General features: G+C 72.6%; 18 protein-coding genes. 9 read left to right on the top strand and 9 right to left on the bottom strand.

The features are described from left to right. Positions 1 to 50: 50 nt before the first annotated feature. Complete coding sequence (locus tag F0L46_RS04225; protein ID WP_149815790.1) at positions 51 to 227, top strand: CsbD family protein; 177 nt, start codon at positions 51 to 53, stop codon at positions 225 to 227. A gap of 51 nt (positions 228 to 278) precedes the next feature. Here the strand turns inward: F0L46_RS04225 and F0L46_RS04220 are convergent, their stop codons facing one another. Next, positions 279 to 503, bottom strand: a complete 225-nt coding sequence (locus F0L46_RS04220; protein WP_149815789.1) for a sulfurtransferase TusA family protein — start codon at positions 501 to 503, stop codon at positions 279 to 281. Between the two features lie 68 nt (positions 504 to 571). Between F0L46_RS04220 and F0L46_RS04215 the strand changes: the two genes are divergently transcribed. The 4 genes from F0L46_RS04215 (at position 572) to F0L46_RS04200 (ending at position 5,391) form a co-directional block, all read left to right on the top strand. Continuing rightward, positions 572 to 1,642: a molybdopterin-binding domain-containing protein gene (locus tag F0L46_RS04215; RefSeq protein WP_188311846.1), complete on the top strand. Its 1,071-nt coding sequence runs from the start codon at positions 572 to 574 to the stop codon at positions 1,640 to 1,642. Further along, a complete protein-coding gene (locus F0L46_RS04210) occupies positions 1,639 to 3,561 on the top strand; it encodes a molybdopterin biosynthesis protein (protein WP_149815787.1) in 1,923 nt (640 codons plus the stop codon). The genes F0L46_RS04215 and F0L46_RS04210 overlap by 4 nt, the downstream gene beginning before the upstream one ends. 14 nt (positions 3,562 to 3,575) lie before the next feature. Continuing rightward, the gene (locus F0L46_RS04205) at positions 3,576 to 4,865 is read left to right on the top strand and encodes a c-type cytochrome (RefSeq protein ID WP_149815786.1); all 1,290 of its coding nucleotides are present in this window, start codon (positions 3,576 to 3,578) and stop codon (positions 4,863 to 4,865) included. A 142-nt stretch (positions 4,866 to 5,007) separates the two neighbouring features. Then, entirely contained in the window at positions 5,008 to 5,391 is a 384-nt protein-coding gene (locus F0L46_RS04200; protein WP_188311845.1) for a response regulator, read from the top strand. A 208-nt stretch (positions 5,392 to 5,599) separates the two neighbouring features. On the opposite strand, the gene purH is transcribed toward F0L46_RS04200, so the two are convergent. The 4 genes from purH to F0L46_RS04180 form a co-directional block, all read right to left on the bottom strand. Further along, positions 5,600 to 7,192 carry a bifunctional phosphoribosylaminoimidazolecarboxamide formyltransferase/IMP cyclohydrolase gene (gene purH / locus F0L46_RS04195; RefSeq protein WP_149815784.1) on the bottom strand — a complete coding sequence of 531 codons (1,593 nt, stop codon included), beginning with the start codon at positions 7,190 to 7,192 and terminating at the stop codon, positions 5,600 to 5,602. A gap of 325 nt (positions 7,193 to 7,517) precedes the next feature. Further along, positions 7,518 to 8,885, bottom strand: coding sequence for an ABC1 kinase family protein (locus tag F0L46_RS04190; protein ID WP_149815783.1), 1,368 nt, complete (start codon positions 8,883 to 8,885; stop codon positions 7,518 to 7,520). Between the two features lie 98 nt (positions 8,886 to 8,983). Then, complete coding sequence (locus tag F0L46_RS04185) at positions 8,984 to 9,238, bottom strand: hypothetical protein (RefSeq protein WP_149815782.1); 255 nt, start codon at positions 9,236 to 9,238, stop codon at positions 8,984 to 8,986. A gap of 106 nt (positions 9,239 to 9,344) precedes the next feature. Next, the gene (locus F0L46_RS04180) at positions 9,345 to 9,713 is read right to left on the bottom strand and encodes a hypothetical protein (RefSeq protein ID WP_149815781.1); all 369 of its coding nucleotides are present in this window, start codon (positions 9,711 to 9,713) and stop codon (positions 9,345 to 9,347) included. A gap of 177 nt (positions 9,714 to 9,890) precedes the next feature. On the opposite strand from F0L46_RS04180, the gene F0L46_RS04175 reads away from it, so the two are divergent. Genes F0L46_RS04175 through F0L46_RS04165 form a run of 3 tightly spaced genes read left to right on the top strand, consistent with a single transcriptional unit; the run spans position 9,891 to position 11,434 of the window. Beyond that, positions 9,891 to 10,193 (top strand): 4a-hydroxytetrahydrobiopterin dehydratase, encoded by a 303-nt coding sequence (locus F0L46_RS04175; RefSeq protein ID WP_149815780.1) that lies wholly within the window; start codon positions 9,891 to 9,893, stop codon positions 10,191 to 10,193. Positions 10,194 to 10,248: 55 nt separating this feature from the next. Further along, positions 10,249 to 10,797, top strand: a complete 549-nt coding sequence (locus tag F0L46_RS04170; protein ID WP_149815779.1) for a lipocalin family protein — start codon at positions 10,249 to 10,251, stop codon at positions 10,795 to 10,797. 28 nt (positions 10,798 to 10,825) lie between these two features. Next, positions 10,826 to 11,434, top strand: a complete 609-nt coding sequence (locus tag F0L46_RS04165; protein ID WP_149815778.1) for a TPM domain-containing protein — start codon at positions 10,826 to 10,828, stop codon at positions 11,432 to 11,434. A gap of 292 nt (positions 11,435 to 11,726) precedes the next feature. On the opposite strand, the gene F0L46_RS04160 is transcribed toward F0L46_RS04165, so the two are convergent. Genes F0L46_RS04160 through F0L46_RS04150 form a run of 3 tightly spaced genes read right to left on the bottom strand, consistent with a single transcriptional unit; the run spans position 11,727 to position 14,463 of the window. Next, a complete protein-coding gene (locus F0L46_RS04160; RefSeq protein ID WP_188311844.1) occupies positions 11,727 to 12,449 on the bottom strand; it encodes a DUF1223 domain-containing protein in 723 nt (240 codons plus the stop codon). Between the two features lie 36 nt (positions 12,450 to 12,485). Then, the gene (locus F0L46_RS04155) at positions 12,486 to 13,430 is read right to left on the bottom strand and encodes a lipid A biosynthesis lauroyl acyltransferase (protein WP_276315504.1); all 945 of its coding nucleotides are present in this window, start codon (positions 13,428 to 13,430) and stop codon (positions 12,486 to 12,488) included. Between the two features lie 10 nt (positions 13,431 to 13,440). Next, entirely contained in the window at positions 13,441 to 14,463 is a 1,023-nt protein-coding gene (locus F0L46_RS04150) for a zinc-binding dehydrogenase (RefSeq protein WP_149815776.1), read from the bottom strand. A gap of 231 nt (positions 14,464 to 14,694) precedes the next feature. On the opposite strand from F0L46_RS04150, the gene ppc reads away from it, so the two are divergent. Next, complete coding sequence (ppc, locus tag F0L46_RS04145; RefSeq protein WP_149815775.1) at positions 14,695 to 17,511, top strand: phosphoenolpyruvate carboxylase; 2,817 nt, start codon at positions 14,695 to 14,697, stop codon at positions 17,509 to 17,511. Between the two features lie 9 nt (positions 17,512 to 17,520). On the opposite strand, the gene F0L46_RS04140 is transcribed toward ppc, so the two are convergent. Further along, the gene (locus F0L46_RS04140; protein ID WP_149815774.1) at positions 17,521 to 18,267 is read right to left on the bottom strand and encodes an SDR family NAD(P)-dependent oxidoreductase; all 747 of its coding nucleotides are present in this window, start codon (positions 18,265 to 18,267) and stop codon (positions 17,521 to 17,523) included. Positions 18,268 to 18,386 lie beyond the last annotated feature (119 nt).

The following is an 18,386-nucleotide window of genomic DNA, read 5'->3' as shown; positions in this document are numbered from 1 at the left end:
GGCAGACGTTATCCTGGTACGATTTCATGACGTGACCCCAGGAGAGACACATGGACAACGATCGCACCGAAGGCAGCATGAAGAACCTGAAGGGCAAGATCAAGGAAGGCGTCGGCAACCTGACCGGCGATTCCAAGACGAAGACCGAGGGTCAGATGGACCAGGCCGAGGGCAAGATCCAGAACACCATCGGCGGCATCAAGGACACCCTGCGCGGCAACAAGTAAGCCCGCAGCCGATCGCCTGCGAAGACCCGGCCCCGGCCGGGTCTTCTCGCGTCAGGCCTTGCGGATCCGGAACAGGAGCGCGCCCGCCTCCTCCGTCTGGCCCTCCAGGCTGTGCCCCGTCTCGTTGACCAGCGCCGGGATGTCGATCACGGCGAGCGGGTCGGTGCAGGCCACCACGAGCAGCCCGCCCGAGGGCACGCCCTGGAGCGCCTTGCGGGTCTTGAGGGCGGGAAGCGGGCACTTGAGCCCGCGCAGGTTCAGATGGGTTTCAGACATGCGTCACTGGACAGGGGTGTCGTAGCCCTTCAACTATGCCCCGCCATGGCCCACGACAACCCGAGACGATGACGCGCCCCGCGCGCTCCCTCACCCCCCTCGATCTGCTTCTCGGCAGGCTCCTCGCGGAGCTGCGCCCCGTGGCGCCCGTGCGCGTGCCCCTGGACCGTGCGCTCGGCCATGCCTGCGCCGAGAGCATCGTTGCCCCGGAGCCCGTCCCGGGCACCGCGCTCGCCCGGCGCTCCGGCTGGGCGGTCGCCTCGCACGATACGGTCGGGGCATCGAGCTACGCCCCCGCCTTCGCCACGGCCTCTCCCGTCGCCGTCGTACCTGGCGCCTCGCTTCCCCCCGGCCTCGACGCCGTGCTCGGCCCCGCCGACCTGTCCTTCGAGGGAGCGGTCCCCGAGATCCTCGCCGCCGTGGCGCCGGGCGAGGGCGTGCGCCGGCCCGGGGAGGACATGGGCGCCGGCGCGGTGCTGCGCGCCGCGGGCGAGCCGCTGCGGCCCCTCGACCTCGCGCTCGCGCGGGCGATCGGCCGGGCGGACCTGCCCGTGCGCCGCCCCGTCGCCGTCCTGTGGGCGCCGGACGGGGGACCTGCCGGGGCTCTCGTGGCCGGGGAGCTGTCGGGCCTTGCCTCCGTGATCGCGGCGGGAGGGCCGACGCCGCCCGACGAGGGCGACATCGTGGTGGGCGTCGGGGACGACGCCACGGCGCTCGGCATCGAGCGGCTGTGCGACCGGGGCGGGCTTCTCGCGCACGGCGTCGCCATCGCGCCCGGCGAAGCCGCGGCCTGCGGCATCCTGTGCGGGCGCCCCGTGATCCTCCTGCCCTCGCGCCTGGAGGACGCCTTCGCGGCCTATCACCTCCTGGTGCGCCCCTGCCTCGACCGGCTGCGCGGCGCGCCGCCCCGACGCCCCGACCTCACGGGACCGCTCGTCGCGAAGCTCGCCTCCGCCATCGGCTTGGCCGAGATCGCCTTGCTGCGGCGCGAGCCCGAGGGCTTGCGCCCGATCGCCGTGGGCGACCTCGCCTGGTCGGCGCTGGCCGCTGCCGATGCCTGGACCGTGGTGCCACCCGCCCTGGAGGGCCACGCGCCGGGTGAAACGATCGCCGCCTTCGCGCTAGATTGGGGTCCATGAGCTCCCCGCCCGTCCAGGACCAGTTCCTCACCGTCCTCTCCCGCGATGAGGCGGTGCGCCGGTTCCGCGAGGCCCTCGACCTCTCGCCGCGCGGCATCGAGACCGTGCCGCTGGGCCAAGCCCTCGGGCGCGTCCTCTCGGCAGACGTCGCCTCGCCGATCGACGTGCCGCCCTTCGACCGCTCCGGCGTCGACGGCTTCGCGGTGCGGGCTGCCGACCTCGCGGCGGCCTCCGAGCCGGTGCCCGTGACCCTGCGGCTCAACCCCGAGACCATCGCCTGCGGGGTCAGCCCAGGGATCGCGCTTGCGCCCGGCACCGCGACCCCCATCGCCACCGGCGGCCCGATCCCCCGCGGCGCCGACGCGGTGGTGATGATCGAGCACACGGAGCCCGTAGCCGAGGGCATCGCGGTGCGCCGCGCCCCGAGCCCCGGCGCCTTCATCGGCTTCGCGGGGTCCGACATCGCCCGGGGCGAGGTCCTGCTGCGGCGGGGCACCCTGATCGGCTCGCGGGAGATCGGGATGCTGGCCGCCTGCGGCCTCGCCGAGGTATCTGCAATCCGCCGCCCCCGGGTCGGCATCTTGTCGACGGGGGACGAGCTCGTGGCGCCGGGGCAGCCGCTGCGGCCCGCCGCGATCTACGATTCCAACGGGCCCATCGTGGCGGCGGCAGTGGCCGAGAACGGCGGCGATCCCGTGGCTTTCGGGGCCTTCCCCGACGACGCGGCGCTCCTGGAGGCCGCCATCCGCCGCGCCTTCGCCGAATGCGACATGGTGGTCCTGTCGGGGGGCACCTCCAAGGGGGCGGGCGACCTGACCTACCGCCTCGTGGCCGATCTCGGGGCCCCCGGCATCGTGGCCCACGGGGTCGCCCTGAAGCCCGGCAAGCCGCTCTGCCTCGCGGTCTGCGACGGTAAGCCCGTGGTGGTGCTGCCGGGCTTCCCCACCTCGGCGATGTTCACCTTCCACGACATCGTCGCCCCCGTCCTGCGGCGCCTGAGCGGCCTGCCGGAGCGCACCGAGGCGAGCATGCCGGCGCGCGTCCCCGTCCGGGTGGCGTCCGAGCTCGGCCGCACCGAGTTCGTGATGGTCTCCCTCGTCGACACCCCGGACGGCCCGGCCGCCTACCCGACGGGCAAGGGCTCGGGTGCCGTCACGAGCTTCGCCCAGGCCGACGGCTTCCTCACCGTCGAGGCCCTCGCCGACTCCCTGCCCGCCGGGGCGACCGCGCCCGTGACCCTGTTCACCCCGCATCTGCGGGTGCCCGACCTTGTGATCGTGGGCAGCCACGATCCGGGGCTCGACGCCGTCACGGGGCATCTTGCCGAGCGCGGCGTGTCGTCGCGGGTGCTCGCGGTGGGCAGCCTCGGGGGGCTCGCGGCGGCACGGCGCGGCGAGTGCGATCTCGCCCCGATCCACCTCATGGACCCGAAGACGGGCCTCTACAACGAGGGCTATCTCCAGGCCGGCCTGGAGCTGGTGCCCGGCTGGCGGCGCATGCAGGGCATCGTGTTCCGCGCGGGCGACACGCGCTTCGAGGGCCGGACCGCCGAGGCGGCCGTCGCCGCGGCTTTGGCCGACCCCGCCTGCCTCATGGTCAACCGCAATTCCGGTGCCGGCACGCGCCTCCTCATCGACCGGCTCCTCGGCGGCGCCCGGCCCGAGGGCTACTGGAACCAGCCCCGCTCGCACAACGCCGTCGCCGCGGGGGTGGCGCAAGGCCGCGCCGATTGGGGGATTGCCATCGCCCCCGTGGCGTCGGCCTATGGGCTCTCCTTCATCCCCGTCGGCGAGGAGCATTTCGACTTCGCCCTCGTCGCGGCGCGGCGAAACCGGCCCCCCGTGGCGGCGTTCCTGGAAGCCCTGGCCGACCGGGCCGTCCGCGACGCCCTCGAGGGTCTCGGCTTCCGCCCCGCCTGACCGCCGGATCCGTCATGCCCGTCCGTTGTCGCGCCCTCATCCTAGGCCTCGCCGGGATGCTTCTCGTCACCCCCGCCCCCGCCGAGATGCGGGGCCATGGCGGCCCGGTGCGGGCGCTCGCGATCTCGCCCGACGGGCGCCTCGCCATGTCGGGCTCCTTCGACCAGTCGGCCATCCTGTGGGCCTTGGGCGAAGGGGCGGCGCTCGCGGTGCTGCGCTTCCACGAGGGCGCGGTCAACGCGGTCGCGGCGCTGCCCGACGGCCGCTTCGCTACGGGCGGCGAGGACGGGCGCATCGCCCTGTGGCGCGGCGCGGCGCCTGACCCCGAGCGGGTCATCGAGGGGCATACCGGCCCGGTGGTGGCGCTCGCGGTCTCCCCCGACGGCACGCGCCTCGGCTCGGCGGCGTGGGACGGCACGGCGCGCGTCCACCCGCTTGCGGGCGGCGAGGCCCGCGTGCTCGCGGGCCACCAGGGCAACGTCAACGCGGTGGGGTTCCTGCCCGACGGACGCGCCGTGACCGGCGGCTACGACCTCACCCTCCGGGTCTGGCCGGAGGAGCCGGGCACCGAGGCCGTGAGCGTCACGCTGCCCTCGCCCGTGAACGCGGTCGCTGCGGCGCCGGACGGCGAGATCGCGGCGGCGGGGGCCGACGGGATCGTGCGCCTCCTCGACCCGGGCCTGCGGGTCCGCGCCGAGGTCGAGACGCAGGGTACGCCCGTGATCGCCCTCGCGCTGGCCCCCGACGGCACCCGCCTTGCCGCCGCGAACGTGCGCGGATCGGTGTCGCTGATCGACCGGGCGGCCGCCCGGATCGCGCTCACCCTCGTCGGGCCCGGACTCCCGGTCTGGTCCGTGGCGTTCAGCCCCGACGGGTCGGAGCTCCTCACCGGCGGCTCGGACCGGCTGGTGCGCCGCTGGAACGCGCGCACGGGCGAGCATCTCGGCCCCGTGGTGATCGCCGCGGTGCCCGATCTCCTGGCAGGCCTCCAGGGAAGCCGGGGCGCGCAGGTGTTCCGGGCCTGCGCCGCCTGCCACACCCTGACGCCGGACGGCGGCAACCGGGCGGGGCCGACCCTGCACGGGATCTTCGGCCGCCGGATCGCGTCGGTGAAGGGCTACAATTTCTCGCCCGCCCTTCAGGGAATGGACATCGTGTGGACGCCCGAGACGGTGTCGGCCCTGTTCGAGATCGGCCCCTCCCGCTACACGCCCGGCACCAAGATGCCCGAGCAGACGATCTCGGACCCCGCCGACCGGGAAGCGCTCGTGCGATTCCTCGCCGATGCCACTACCGGGCGTTGAGCGAACGGTGCGGCACCTTGCGCCTTTGTCCGTCCCGGCGGAACGAGCTTAACCTATGTGTACGGATTGACGGAGCCCCGCTTTCCGCACGGAAATTCCCTTGCTCTCGGCCCCGCTCGGGTTTAACCGAATCGACGTGACCATGATCGAAACAAAAGACTGGAACGGCCTGCGGGTCCTCGTCGTCGAGGACGAGGCGATGGTGTCGATGCTCGTCGAGGACATGCTCCTCGACCTGGGCTGCGAGATCGTCGGCCCGGCCGCGCGGATTCCGGCCGCTCTCGATCTGGCGTCGAGCGCCGAGATCGACGCCGCCGTGCTCGACGTGAACGTCGCCGGCCAGGCGATCTGGCCCGTGGCCGACGCCCTCTCGGCCCGCGGCGTGCCGATCGTGTTCACCACGGGCTATGGCGAGTCGGGCCTCCAGGGCGCCTATGTCAGCCACGACGTGGTGCAGAAGCCCTTCCAGATCGACGATCTCGTGCGCGCGCTCTCCGCGAGCCTAGAGAAGAGCGCCGCCCGCTGAGGGCCGCGCCCGGCTAAAACGCCCAGGCCGCTCATTCCACTCTCTACCCTCGTCCTGAGGTGCCCGCCGCAGGCGGGCCTCGAAGGGCGCTCCAGGAATCTCCCTCCGGCTCGCGAAGGTGCTGCGTGCTTCGAGACGCGCTCTTCGAGCGCTCCTCAGCATGAGGGGGTTGGAGAGAGCGGGGACCCTGCTCGGGGCCAGCCTCCGCTCAATGCCGGAAGTGCCGGTGCCCCGTGAAGACCATGGCCAGCCCCGCCTCGTCGGCAGCCCGGATGACCTCGTCGTCGCGCATGGAGCCGCCCGGCTGGATCACGGCGGTGGCGCCGGCTTCCGCCGCGGCGAGAAGCCCGTCGGCGAAGGGGAAGAACGCGTCGGAGGCCACGACGGAGCCTACCGCAAGGCTGTCGCCCAGGCCCGCCGCCTTCGCCGCCTCGGCGGCCTTCCAGGCCGCGATGCGGGAGGAATCCACCCGCGACATCTGGCCCGCCCCGATCCCCACCGTCGCCCCGTCCCGGGCATAGACGATGGCGTTCGACTTCACGTGCTTTGCGACCCGGAAGGCGAAGCGCAGGTCGGCGAGCTCGCGCGCGTCGGGGGGCCGCTTCGTCACGACCCGCAGGTCCATGTCGTCGACCACCGCGTTGTCGCGGTTTTGCGCCAGGAAGCCGCCCGCCACCGTGCGCAAGGCGAGCCCGCCCTGGCGCGGGTCGGGCAGGCCGCCGGTGAGGAGAAGGCGCAGGTTCTTCTTGGCGCCGACGAGGCCGATGGCCTCCTCCGTCGCGTCGGGGGCGATGATCACCTCGGTGAAGATCTCCACGATCCGCCGCGCCGCGTCGCCGTCGAGGGTCCGGTTGACCGCGACGATGCCGCCGAAGGCGGAGACCGGATCGCAGCGCAGCGCCCGCTCGTAGGCGTCGATGAGGCTCTCGCCCTCGGCGACGCCGCAAGGGTTGGCGTGCTTCACGATCACCACGGCGGCCGTGCGGGCGGGATCGAACTCGGCCACGCACTCGAAGGCGGCGTCGGTGTCGTTGATGTTGTTGTAGGAGAGCTGCTTGCCCTGGACCTGCCGCGCCGTGGCGACGCCGGGCCGGCTCTCGGCCGTGCGGTAGAAGCCCGCCGCCTGGTGCGGATTCTCGCCGTAGCGCATGGGCTCGGCCAGCGTGCCGCCGAGCGCGCGGATCACGGGGGTGTCGTCCCCGAGCCTGCCCCCGAACCAGTTGGAGATCGCCGCGTCGTAGGCGGCGGTGCGGGCATAGGCCTTGTGGGCGAGGCGGCGGCGCAGGGTGCGGGTCACCGCGCCCCCATGGGCCTCGAGATCGGCGAGCACCGCCCCGTAATCGGCGACGTCCACCACCACGGCCACGTCCGCATGGTTCTTCGCCGCCGCGCGGATCATGGCCGGGCCGCCGATGTCGATGTTCTCGATGCACTCGTCCTCGCCGTGGCCGGCCGCGACGGTCGCCTCGAAGGGGTAGAGGTTCACCACGAGGAGATCGATGGGAGCGATGCCGTGGGCGAGCATCGCGGCCTGGTGCTCCGGGTTCTCGCGGATGGCGAGGAGCCCGCCATGCACCTTCGGATGCAGGGTCTTGACCCGGCCGTCCATCATTTCGGGAAAGCCCGTCACGTCGGAGACGTCCCGCACCGGGAGTCCCGCGGCGGCGAGCGCGGCGCGCGTGCCGCCGGTGGAGAGCAGCTCGACACCCCGCTCGTGCAGCGCGCGGGCGAAGTCCACGAGCCCGGCCTTGTCGGACACGGACAGGAGGGCGCGCGTCACGCGCTTGAGGTCGTGGGGCATCGGGGGCTCCGGGCGGCAACGGTCTTTTGTGCGGCGCGATAGCACGGATGGGCGCCCCGGCAAATGCCGCAGGGGCATGGGGGCCCTTGCGCTCTCCCCGGTCATCCCCGGCCGGAGGCGGCTTGTCCGCCGGAGGGGAAGGGGATCCAGCACGACTCCTGTCGCGTAGCGACGCTTTATGCCCGACGAGGGCTCCTTTGCAGGCCCTAAGGAGCCGCTGCGCGGCAGCATCGCTTGCGCTGGATCCCCTTCCCCTGCGCGCGACAAGCGCGCTCCGGCCGGGGATGACAACCGGATGGACCTCTGACCGAGAAAGCCTCGCTCCTCACACCGGCAACGGCAGCCCCGCGGCCTGCAGCGCCGCCGTCTGGCGGCTCGCAAGCGCGTCGAGGGAGAAGCGCTCGATCTCGGCCTCGAAGAGCTGGTGGTAGTTGAGCTCCGCCTTGAGGTGCAGGAACACGCCCCCGAGGCCGATCGCGGCGCGGTCCATGAACACGAACTCGCGCGGCACCGTCACGGGGCCCTTCTCCTTCAGCGCCTTGTGGACCTGGAAGGCCTGGCGGCGGCCGTACTCGGCGGGGGCGACCCCGTCCGCGATGGAGCGGACCCGGTCGTCGAGGAGGGGGCCGTAGATGAAGCGGGCCCAGATGTTGAGGATCTCGATGAGCTCCGTGTTGAGCCGCTTGAAGCCCCAGGTCTCGTAGGCATGCACGATCCGGTCGCGCTCGTCGTTGAGGAGCCCGTGATAGAGGTCCACGACGCCGCCGACGAAGCGGGGATGGAAGATGCGGATGCAGCCGTAATCGAGCAGGTTGATGCCCTGCGCCTCGCCGCCCTCGGAGAACACCGTGTAGTTGCCCAGATGCGGGTCGCCGTGGATCACGCCGGCATCGGCGAAGGGGTGCCACCAGGCCTTGAACATCGCGATGGCGAGGCGGTTGCGGATCTCCAGGGGCTCGTCCTTGAAGCCGAGGATCTTGGACCCCTCCAGCCAGCCCAGCGTGAGCAGGCGGCGGGTCGAGAGGTCGAGGTGGACGTCGGGCACCCGGACCTGCGGGATGCCGTCGAGCACGGCCCGATAGAGGGCGACGTTCCTCGCCTCGCGCTGGTAGTCGAGCTCCTCGCGCACCCGCTCGCCGATCTCGGTGGCGATCTCGCGGGTGTCGATGGCGGGGTCGAGGCGCCGGTGCAGGGCGAACACGATCTCGAGCTGGCGCAGGTCCGCCTCCACGGCGGACTGCATGTCGGGGTACTGGAGCTTGCAGGCGAGCGGGCGCCCGTCCGCCGTCGTGGCCCGGTGCACCTGGCCGAGCGACGCGGCCGCCGCGGGCTGGAGGTCGAAGGAGCCGAAGCGGGTCTGCCAGCCGGGCCCGAGCTCGGCCTGCATGCGCCGGCGCACGAAGGCGGCGCCCATGGGAGGCGCCTCGCTCTGGAGCTTCTGCAGCTCGGCGGCGTATTCGGGGGGCACCACGTCGGGGATGGTGGCGAGCAGCTGCGCCACCTTCATGATCGGCCCCTTGAGGCCGCCGAGCGCCTGGGCGAGGGCCGCGGCGTTCCCCGCCGAGCTCCCGTCCCCGCCGAACAGGCGGTTGCCCGCCATGCGCGCCGCCACCCCGCTCATGTTGGCGCCGACGCGGGCATAGCGGGCCGCGCGGGCGGAGAAACGGTTGGCTTCGCTGTCGTCCTGGACCATGGGGCGCTCGTCGTGCGAGGGGCGGGCCCCTGAAAGCTAGGCGTCCGTCGCCGCCCCGCCAGGGGCTGCGGCGTCACGCCCTGCGCGGGACACCCGGATTAGAGCGTCAGCAGCACCGCCGCGAGGCCGGCGGCCGCGCAAACCAGCGCCGCGAAGGCCACGAGCGACGTCTTGCGATCCGCGGCGGGAGCCGGCGCCGGCGCCGGGCGCCTGGTGCCTGGCGCGTCGTCGTCGCGGCTGTAGACGAGGTAGAGGTGCGGCCGGCCGTTCGGGCGCGCGGCCGTCCGGGGCCCGTGCTGCGGCGTGGTCCTGGGCGTCACGGGGGCGGCGGGGCGGGGGCTTTCGCTCGTCATCGGGCGCTCCGGGTGGAGGGTTTCGGTCGGGCCGCCGACCGCAGGGAACGGGAACGTCTGACAGAACCCCGTTATGGCCAAGGTGGTTCCGGGGCTCGTGAGGCGGTTATGCCCAGTCGAGGAGCAGCGCGCCGACGACGAGGATGGCCACCACGGCGATGAGCCCGACGAAGCCGTACAGCGCCAGGTTCGAGTGGTGGTGGGCGTAGCTCTTCTTGCCCGCGCCCATGGACCAGCGGATCTTCGTCTCCTCGCGCCGGGCGATGGCGAGCTGCTCGGGGGTGAGCGGATGGCCGCCGGCCTCCTCGCAGGTGCCGAGCATCGCCATGCCGGGGTCGAACACCTCCGTCTTGTCGCCGCTCGCGCCCGAATCGATGTCGGCCTTGAGCATCGCCGCGGTCGGCGCGCGCGAGTCCGGCGGCTGGTCGATGGGCTTGATCGTATGGGTCGGCGGCATGTCGCGGTCGGTCTGCATGACGGTCTCCAGGCCGGCGGGCTCGGCGTCGGCGGTCCTCCGGGAAACCACCGCCGGGAGAGCCCGGTTCCGAGCGCCACGGGCTGGTTCGGGCCCTGATGGGGGTGACACGAGCGCGCGGCGCCCCATCTGTCCCCTCGGGGCCGGTCCCGGCCTGCAAGCCTTAAGGAGAGATCGATGGAGCGCTTGAGCGATTCGGACCGGGCCGAGCTCCTGCCCGGCCTCGACGGCTGGACCATGGTGGAGGGCCGCGACGCGATCCAGAAGCGCTACGCGTTCGACAGCTTCATCCAGGCCTTCGGCTTCATGGCGCAGGTGGCGCTCGTGGCGGAGGCGATGAACCACCACCCCGAATGGTTCAACGTCTACGGCACCGTGGACGTGACCCTGTCCACCCACGACGCCGACGGCCTGAGCCGGCGCGACGTGGAGCTTGCCCGGCGCATGGACCAGATCGCCGCGGGCGCCGGCCAAGCTTGAGCGGAACCGCGGCGCCCGCGGGTCGTTTGGTCGGGGCAACCCCCGGGAGCCGCCCATGACCGCATCCATCCGCCTTCGCTGGTTCGCAGCGGCCCTCATGCTGGCCGCCGCCGCCCCTGCCGCCGCCCAGACCGTGGGCAACGAGGTCACCGCGCCTCAGACGCCCAATTTCAGCATCGACGCCTATATGGGCCAGTGGCACGAGATCGCACGCCTGGACCATCCCTTCGAGCGCGGCCTGGTCCGCGTCACGTCCACGCGCACGAAGGCGCCGGACGGGACCTTCGACGTCGTGAACCGGGGCGTCGACAAGGCGAGCGGCCAGGAGCGCGAGAGCCGCGCCAAGGGCCGCCTCCTCGAGAGCGCCGGCCGCCCCACCGTCGAGATCGATTACGGCGCCGCGGGCGGCAAGCACACCTACGACGTCCTCCTCATGGCGCCCGACGGCTCGCATGCCCTCGTGGGCTCCACGGACCGCTCCGCGCTGTGGATCTTCTCCCGCAAGCCCACCCTCGACGCCTCGACCGTGGACGAGCTCAAGGCGCGGGCCTTGAGCGCGGGCTTCTCCCTGGACAAGCTCATGATGGTGGAGCAGGGCTCGTAGGGCCCGGCGGCGGGAGGAGCGGGACGCGATGCTGAACGCGGAGGAACGCGAGCGGGTGGCCGACGCCGTCCGCGAAGCGGAGCGCGACACGGCGGGCGAGATCGCCGTGGTGCTCGCGGGCCAGGCGGCGGGCTATCACAGCGTGCCGCTCCTGTGGGGGCTGGTGCTCGCGCTCCTCGTGCCCTGGCCGCTCGTGGCCTTCACCACCTTCGCGCCGGGCACGATCTACATCGTCCAGCTCCTCGTCGCCCTCGTGGCGATCCCGCTCCTCGCCTGGCCCGGGCGGCGCTACGCCCTCGTGCCGGGTCTCGTGAAGCGGCGGCGCGCCCGGGAGGCCGCCATGCGCGAGTTCGTCGGCCGGGGCCTCACCCGCACCCGCGAGCGGCTCGGCGTCTTGATCTACGTGGCGGGCGCCGAGCGGCACGTGGAGATCATCGCCGACACGGGCCTCGCCGACCGGGTGGACGGCGAGGCCTTCGAGGCGATCCGCGCCCGGCTGTCCAAGGCCGTGGCTGCCGGACGGGCCGCCGAGGGGTTGGTCGAGGCCGTGCGGGAAGTGGGCCGCGTGCTCGCCGCCCACGCCCCGCCCCAGCCCGACGACTGGGACGAGCTGCCCAACAAGGTGGTGGTGATCTAGGGCGGGGGGCTGCTCCCCCACTCTGCGCCCTCGTCCTGAGGCGCGAGCGGAGCGAGCCTCGAAGGGCGTTCCAGAGGTCTCGGGACGGCTGTGGAACCGTAGTGCGTGCTTCGAGGCCCTGCTGCGCAGGGCACCTCAGCATGAGGGGGGTGGGAGACCGCTGGATTGGCGTGGTACCCCCTCACCCCCGGCCCCTCTCCCCATAGGAGAGGGGAGGCGGGAAGGGCGCTCCACGGATCTCCCTCCGGCTCACGCCTGTGTTGCATGCCTCAAGACGGCCCACCCCAGGGCGTCAGAACGCGCCCACCTTCGCGGCCCCAAGAATTCGGGCGGGCTTGGTGCCGCGCATCGCCTGGACCAGCACGACGTAGGCGTCGGCCTCCTCGCCCGGTGGCAGGGCCGCGTCGAGTTTCATCGAACCGCCGGACCATTCGCCGACGCGCAGGACGCCCCGCACCACGTTGACGTAGGTGACCGCCCGGCCGCGGTTCTCGCCGCGCCCGATCGCGACGTCCCGGCTGCGCAGCACGGGAAGCAGCCAGACCCCCGACGGCGTTGCCTCCGAGCCCTCGATCTCGATGCGCACGCTGCCGCCCTCGAGCCGCGCCCGGACCTGGACCGGCAGGGCCGAGCCCTCGCCCGCCGCCTGGTCGAGGGTGCGGTCCACGGCGCCGCCGTCCGAGCCGATGCAGGCGAGGGCGCCGTTCACCACCATCTGCGGCGTGAACACGGCCCGGTCGCCCCGGCCGTGGGAATAGGCCCGCTGGCGGGCGCTGAACTCGGGCCGGGCGAGGGTGTCCTTCCAGCCCAGATAGTCCCAGTAATCGACGGGCAGGGTGAGCGCGACCACGTCCGGCCGGCGCGCCAGCTCGGCGAGGCGCGCGTCCGCCGGCGGGCAGGACGAGCAGCCCTGGCTCGTGAACAGCTCGACGACGGCCTTCAGGGGCGTCTCGGCGGCGGCCGGAGCTGCGGCGGCGCCGAGGGCGGCGAGGGCGATGAGGAGCCAGCGGGTCATGCTCCTATCAACCACGAAAGCCGGCTCAGGGAGAAGTCACGTTGCCTTGAGCGGCTCCGGCCGGGCGGCGGGCACGCGCCAGCGGCGGTGCATCCACAGCCATTGCTCCGGGTGCTCGCGCACCCAGCCCTCCACCACCCGCGACATGGCCTGCATGGCGCCGGTCACGTCGATCTCGCCGCCCGCGTCGCGCGGCAGGTCGAGGGCGGGGGTGAGCTCCAGCTTGAAGCGGTGGTCGGGCAGGCGCACCACCCGCACCCCGTGGACCGGGCAGTCGAAGCGCCGGGCGAACTTCGCGAGGATGGGGTTGGTGAGCGCCGGCCGGCCCATGAAGTCCACCACCACGCCCCGGGTGAAATGCTGGTCGATGAGCTGGCCCAGATGCCCGCCCCGCTCCAGCACCCCCTGCATGGCGAAGGCCGCGCCCTGGCGCGCCGCCTCCAGCCCGCCCATGGTCTGGGAGCGCACCTCCATGACCACCCGCGCCACGCCTGGATCGTTGGGCGCCCGGAACACGGCGGTGGCGGCGAGCCCGTAGCGGTGGGCGCAGATCGCGGGCAGCTCCCAATTGGCGAGGTGGGCCGAGAAGATCAGGCCCGGCTTGCCGTCGTCGCGCAGCCTTACGAAGTCCTCGATGCCCTGCACCTCGACGCGGCCCTCGTTGGGGCGCTCCACGTCGAAGTCGAACAGGGTGTCGAGATGGGCGTATTCCGCCGCCGTGCGCCCGAGATTGTCCCAGGCGCCGAGCGCGATGGCGCGCCGCTCCTCCTCCGTTTTCTCGGGATACACGGCCCTGAGGTTGGCCATGGCGGTGCGGTGGGCCGGGAGGAGGGGGCCGAAGGTGCGGGTGATGCGCGCGCCCGTGTCGGAGGCGCGCGTGGGGCCGAGCGAGCGCGACAGGCGGAACACGCCGCGCACGAGCCCCACCATGGTGAGCTCGCCGCCCTTCGACAGCCAGGCGGGGATGCGGGTGCGGGCCACGGTCCGGTTCCTAGAACGTCACCACGACCTTGCCGAAGACCTTGCGCGATTCCAGCCGCGTCAGGCCCTCCGCGAAATCGGCGAGGGGGAACACGGCGTCGATCACGGGCGCCATGCCCCCCGCCATCTTGTCGAGGGACTCGCCGATGTTGCGCATGGAGCAGCCGAAGGAGCCGAAGATCCGGTATTGCTGCTGGAAGAGCTGCATCAGGTTCATGGTGGTCGACACGCCGGACGTCGAGCCGCAGGTGACGAGGCGCCCGCCGCGCTTGAGGCACAGGAGCGAGCCGTTCCAGGTCTCGGCGCCCACATGCTCGAACACCACGTCGACGCCTTTGCGCTTGGTGAGCTTCCTCACCTCGCCCTCGAAGCGCTCCGTGCGGTAGTTGATCACGTGGTCGGCGCCGAGCGCCCGGGCCTTCTCGCCCTTCTCGTCGTCGCCCACCGTCGTGTAGATTGTGCAGCCGATGGCCTTCGCCATCTTGATCGCCGCCGTCCCGATGCCCGATCCGCCCGCATGGACCAGGATGCTCTCGCCCGGCTCCAGCTTGGCGTTGTCGAACAGCATGTGCTGCACCGTGCCGAAGCCGATGGCCGCGCAGGCCGCGTCCTCGAACGAGACGCCCTTCGGCACCGGCACGACGAGCCGCTCCGGGCGGTTCACGCGCTCGCGGGCGAAGCCGTCGATATGGAAGCCCATGATCCCGGCGACGTTCTCGCACAGGTTGTCGCGGCCCTCGCGGCAGGCCTTGCAATGGCCGCAGGTCTCGGCGCCGTACATCACGACCGGGTCGCCGCAGGAGAAGCGGGTCACGCCCTCGCCCACCGCGACGATCTCGCCCGAGGCCTCGACGCCCACCACCTGGGGCATCTTGCGCTTGGCGAAGGCCATGCCGCGAAAGCCCCACACGTCGAGATAGTTGAGCGCGAGCGCCCGCACCCGGACCTGCACCTCGCCGGGGCCGGGGGGCGGGGGGGCGTCGATGTCGTCGATCCGCAGGTCGCGGTCGCCGTGGAGCTGGAGGGCGCGCATGGGTGAGCTGTGGTGTCCCGAAATGAGCCGTGCGCGCGACTTACGGGCCATGGGCGCGGATGCCAAGGGATTTGTGGCGGGCCGGGGCCGATCCTGGCCGTCGAAGCGTTGACTCCGAAAGCGCATATTCTAGTAGTTAAACTACGATAGCCTGGCTCGGGCCCGGACGCGTCGAACCCCCGGCCCGTCCGCTGCCCCACCGCCACGCCTCTCACGGATGGGACCCGCCCGATGTCTTCCGCCGCCGACACCCTCCCGAGGCCCGCCGCCGTCGACCTCAACCTCTCGGCCCTCGTGGCGGAGGGCGCGGGTGCCGAGCACCTGGAGCTCCAGTCTGACATCCGGCTGCTGGGGCGCCTGCTCGGCGACACGGTCCGGCGGCAGGAGGGGGAGGCGACGTTCGATCTCATCGAGCGCATCCGCCAGACCGCGATCCGCTTCCGGCGCGACGAGGAGGAGGGCGCCCGGGGCGGGCTCGACGGCGTGCTCAACGCCCTGTCGCGCGACCAGGCGATCCAGATCATCCGGGCCTTCAGCTATTTCTCGCACCTCGCGAACATCGCCGAGGACCAGCACCACGTGCGCCGCACCAGGGCCCATGCCAGCGCCGGCTCGGCGCCGCGCGAGGGCACGCTCGCCTTTTCCTTGAGCCGCCTGCGCGAGCGGGGGATCGGCCGCGCGGGCCTGCAGGCGTTCTTCGACGGCGCGCTCGTGTGTCCCGTGCTCACGGCGCACCCGACGGAGGTGCGGCGCAAGAGCAACCTCGACCAGGAGCGCCAGATCGCCCGGGTGCTGGCCTTCCGCGACCGCACCCGCCTCACCCCGGACGAGGAGCGCGACTGCGAGGCCGCCCTGCGCCGGGCGATCCTCACCCTGTGGCAGACGGGCATCCTGCGCCGCACCCGGCTCAAGGTGATCGACGAGGTGGCGAACGGCCTGTCCTATTACGACCAGACCTTCCTGGGCGAGCTGCCGGGGATCTATGCCGCGCTGGAGGACGCGCTCGCCGCCGCGGACCCAGCCTGGGCCGACATGGAGCTGCCCTCGTTCTTCCGCATGGGGAGCTGGATCGGCGGCGACCGGGACGGCAATCCCTTCGTCACGGCCGACGCCCTGCGCGCGGCGCTGCGCATGCAGAGCGAGCGGGCGCTCGGCCATTACCTGCGCGAGCTCCACGCGCTCGGCGCCGAGCTGTCGCTCGATGCGCGCCACGTGAGCGTGTCCGACGAGGTCGCGGCGCTCGCCGCCCGCTCCCCGGACCGCTCGCCCCACCGGCGCGACGAGCCCTATCGCCAGGCCGTGTCGGGCATCTATGCCGGCCTTGCCGCCACGGCGCGGGCGCTGGGCCTCGCCGTGCCGGCCCGTCCCACCGAGGAGGCGCCCGCCTATACGGACGCGGCCGCCCTCCACGCCGACCTCACCGCCCTCCACCGCTCCCTCGTCGCCAACGGCTCGGAGGCGCTCGCCCGGGGGCGGCTGCGGCCCCTGCGCCGGGCCGTCGACACGTTCGGCCTCCATCTGGCGGGCGTGGACCTGCGGCAGAACGCGGACGTGCACGAGCGGGTCGTGGCGGAGCTCCTGGAGCGCGCCCGCCCCGGGACCGGCTATGCCGGGCTCGACGAGGCGGCGCGGGTCGCGCTGCTCGTGGACGAGCTCGCCTCGCCCCGGCCGCTCGCCTCCGCCTATCTGGCCTACTCGCCCGAGACCGACGCCGAGCTCGCCATCCTGCGCGAGGCGGCGGACGCCCACCACCGCTACGGCGCGGCCGCCGTGCCGACCTACGTGATCTCGAAGGCGAACGCCGTCTCCGACGTGCTGGAGGTGGTGCTCCTCCTCAAGGAGGTCGGCCTCATGCGCCCGGAGGAGGGCGCGCTCGCCCTCGACGTGGTGCCCCTGTTCGAGACCATCGCCGACCTCCAGGCGAGCGCCGCCATCATGGACGCGCTCTTCGGGCTGCCGGTTTACGCGCGCCTCCTGGACGGGCGCGGGCGCACCCAGGAGGTGATGCTCGGCTATTCGGACAGCAACAAGGACGGCGGCTTCCTCACCTCGGGCTGGGAGCTCTACAAGGCCGAGATCGGGCTCATGGAGGTGTTCCGCCGCCACGGGCTTCGCCTGCGCCTCTTCCACGGCCGCGGCGGGTCGGTGGGGCGCGGGGGCGGGCCGAGCTACCAGGCGATCCTGGCGCAGCCCGGCGGGGCCGTGCAGGGCGCCATCCGCATCACGGAGCAGGGCGAGGTCATCGCCGCGAAATACGGCAATCCGGATCTCGGGCGGCGCAACCTGGAGACGCTCGCCGCCGCGACCCTCGAGGCCACGCTCCTGCACTCGGGCGAGCCCGCGCCCCGGCCCGTCTACCTGGAAGCCATGGAGGCGCTCTCGGCGAGCGCGTACCGGGCCTTCCGGGGCTTGGTCTACGAGACGCCGGGCTTCGAGCAATATTTCTGGCAGTCCACGGTCATCAGCGAGATCGCGAACCTCAACATCGGCAGCCGCCCGGCCTCGCGCACGAACTCGCGGCGGATCGAGGACCTGCGGGCGATCCCCTGGGTGTTCGGCTGGGCGCAGTGCCGGCTCATGCTGCCGGGCTGGTATGGCTTCGGCGCGGCGGTGGAGGCGTTCCAGGCGGAGCGCGGCGAGGCGGGGCTTGCGCTCCTGCAGGAGATGGCGCGCGATTGGCCGTTCTTCCGCACGCTCCTGTCCAACATGGACATGGTGCTGTCCAAGAGCGACATCGCCATCGCCTCGCGCTACGCCGAGCTCGTCGAGGACAAGGCCCTGCGCGAGGCCATCTTCGGGCGCCTGCGCGGGGAGTGGGAGGCCTCGATCCGGGCGGTGCTCGCGGTGACGGGGCAGGAGCGGCTCCTGGAGCGCAACCCGCTGCTCGCCCGTTCCATCCGCAACCGCTTCCCCTATATCGACCCGCTGAACCACCTCCAGGTGGAGCTCCTGCGCCGCCACCGCGGCGGCGACACGGACGAGCGCGTGGTGGAGGGGATCCACCTCACGATCAACGGCATCGCCGCGGGCCTGCGCAACAGCGGCTGAGGCGGCGCCCTAGCGGTGGATGCCCATCATGGCGGTGAGACCCCCGTCGACGGGGAGCGTCGCGCCGGTGATGTAGGCGGCGGGCGGGCTCATGAGGAAGGCGGCGACGCCGGCGATCTCCTCGGGCTTGGCGAAGCGGCCCGACGGGATCTGGCCCTCCATCGTGGCCCGGTAGGCGGCGTAGGGCGCCATCATGTCGGTGTCGATGAAGCCCGGCGCGATCACGTTCACGGTGACGCCGCGCTTGGCGGTCTCGATGGCGAGCGTGCGGGCATAGGAGATCAGCGCGCCCTTCGAGGCGGCGTAGGCCGCGTTGCCGGCATTGGCTTGGATGGCGGCCACCGAGCCGATGGCGACGATGCGGCCGTTGCGGGCCCGGATCATGCCGCGCATGATCGTCTTGGCGATGCGGGTGAAGGACCAGAAGTTCACCTGCATGGCGGCCTCGGCCTTGTCCTGGGCCATCATGGCGGCGAGCACGTCGTAGGACTGGCCGGCATTGTGGATGAGCCCGTAGAAGGTCTCGTCTTGGAGCGCCTCGCAGAAGATGTCGAGGGAGCCCTTCTCGGACAGATCCACCGAATGGGCCCGGATCGCCTGGGGATAGGCGGAGGACAGCTCGTCGGCGAGCGTCAGGGCCGCCTCGCCCGAGGCGCGGTAGGTGAAGTCGACGTCGTAGCCGGCCTGCGCCAGCGCCCGCACGATCGCCGCGCCGACGCCTTTGGCTCCACCCGTGACAAGGACGCGTTTGCTCATGGGGTTTCACCTCGTGTCATGGATGGCCGCGCTGCGGCCACCCTCCCCTGGAGGGGGAGGGTCGGGCCGTAGGCCCGGGGTGGGGTGGCCTCCTCTCCCCGCCTGCGGGGAGAGGGCGG

Origin of the sequence: Salinarimonas soli (assembly GCF_008386575.1) — a bacterium.
Classification (GTDB): Bacteria; Pseudomonadota; Alphaproteobacteria; order Rhizobiales; family Beijerinckiaceae; genus Salinarimonas_A; species Salinarimonas_A soli.
Note: the sequence above shows the minus strand (reverse complement) of the source record. Positions and strands in the feature narration are given on the sequence as shown.

What these genes read in the sequence shown, in the direction of transcription:
- F0L46_RS04225 (WP_149815790.1), top strand. Translation starts at nt 51, where the DNA reads ATGGACAACGATCGCACCGAAGGCAGCATGAAGAACCTGAAGGGCAAG.
- F0L46_RS04220 (WP_149815789.1), bottom strand. Translation starts at nt 503, where the DNA reads ATGTCTGAAACCCATCTGAACCTGCGCGGGCTCAAGTGCCCGCTTCCC.
- F0L46_RS04215 (WP_188311846.1), top strand. Translation starts at nt 572, where the DNA reads ATGACGCGCCCCGCGCGCTCCCTCACCCCCCTCGATCTGCTTCTCGGC.
- F0L46_RS04210 (WP_149815787.1), top strand. Translation starts at nt 1,639, where the DNA reads ATGAGCTCCCCGCCCGTCCAGGACCAGTTCCTCACCGTCCTCTCCCGC.
- F0L46_RS04205 (WP_149815786.1), top strand. Translation starts at nt 3,576, where the DNA reads ATGCCCGTCCGTTGTCGCGCCCTCATCCTAGGCCTCGCCGGGATGCTT.
- F0L46_RS04200 (WP_188311845.1), top strand. Translation starts at nt 5,008, where the DNA reads ATGATCGAAACAAAAGACTGGAACGGCCTGCGGGTCCTCGTCGTCGAG.
- purH (WP_149815784.1), bottom strand. Translation starts at nt 7,192, where the DNA reads ATGCCCCACGACCTCAAGCGCGTGACGCGCGCCCTCCTGTCCGTGTCC.
- F0L46_RS04190 (WP_149815783.1), bottom strand. Translation starts at nt 8,885, where the DNA reads ATGGTCCAGGACGACAGCGAAGCCAACCGTTTCTCCGCCCGCGCGGCC.
- F0L46_RS04185 (WP_149815782.1), bottom strand. Translation starts at nt 9,238, where the DNA reads ATGACGAGCGAAAGCCCCCGCCCCGCCGCCCCCGTGACGCCCAGGACC.
- F0L46_RS04180 (WP_149815781.1), bottom strand. Translation starts at nt 9,713, where the DNA reads ATGCAGACCGACCGCGACATGCCGCCGACCCATACGATCAAGCCCATC.
- F0L46_RS04175 (WP_149815780.1), top strand. Translation starts at nt 9,891, where the DNA reads ATGGAGCGCTTGAGCGATTCGGACCGGGCCGAGCTCCTGCCCGGCCTC.
- F0L46_RS04170 (WP_149815779.1), top strand. Translation starts at nt 10,249, where the DNA reads ATGACCGCATCCATCCGCCTTCGCTGGTTCGCAGCGGCCCTCATGCTG.
- F0L46_RS04165 (WP_149815778.1), top strand. Translation starts at nt 10,826, where the DNA reads ATGCTGAACGCGGAGGAACGCGAGCGGGTGGCCGACGCCGTCCGCGAA.
- F0L46_RS04160 (WP_188311844.1), bottom strand. Translation starts at nt 12,449, where the DNA reads ATGACCCGCTGGCTCCTCATCGCCCTCGCCGCCCTCGGCGCCGCCGCA.
- F0L46_RS04150 (WP_149815776.1), bottom strand. Translation starts at nt 14,463, where the DNA reads ATGCGCGCCCTCCAGCTCCACGGCGACCGCGACCTGCGGATCGACGAC.
- ppc (WP_149815775.1), top strand. Translation starts at nt 14,695, where the DNA reads ATGTCTTCCGCCGCCGACACCCTCCCGAGGCCCGCCGCCGTCGACCTC.
- F0L46_RS04140 (WP_149815774.1), bottom strand. Translation starts at nt 18,267, where the DNA reads ATGAGCAAACGCGTCCTTGTCACGGGTGGAGCCAAAGGCGTCGGCGCG.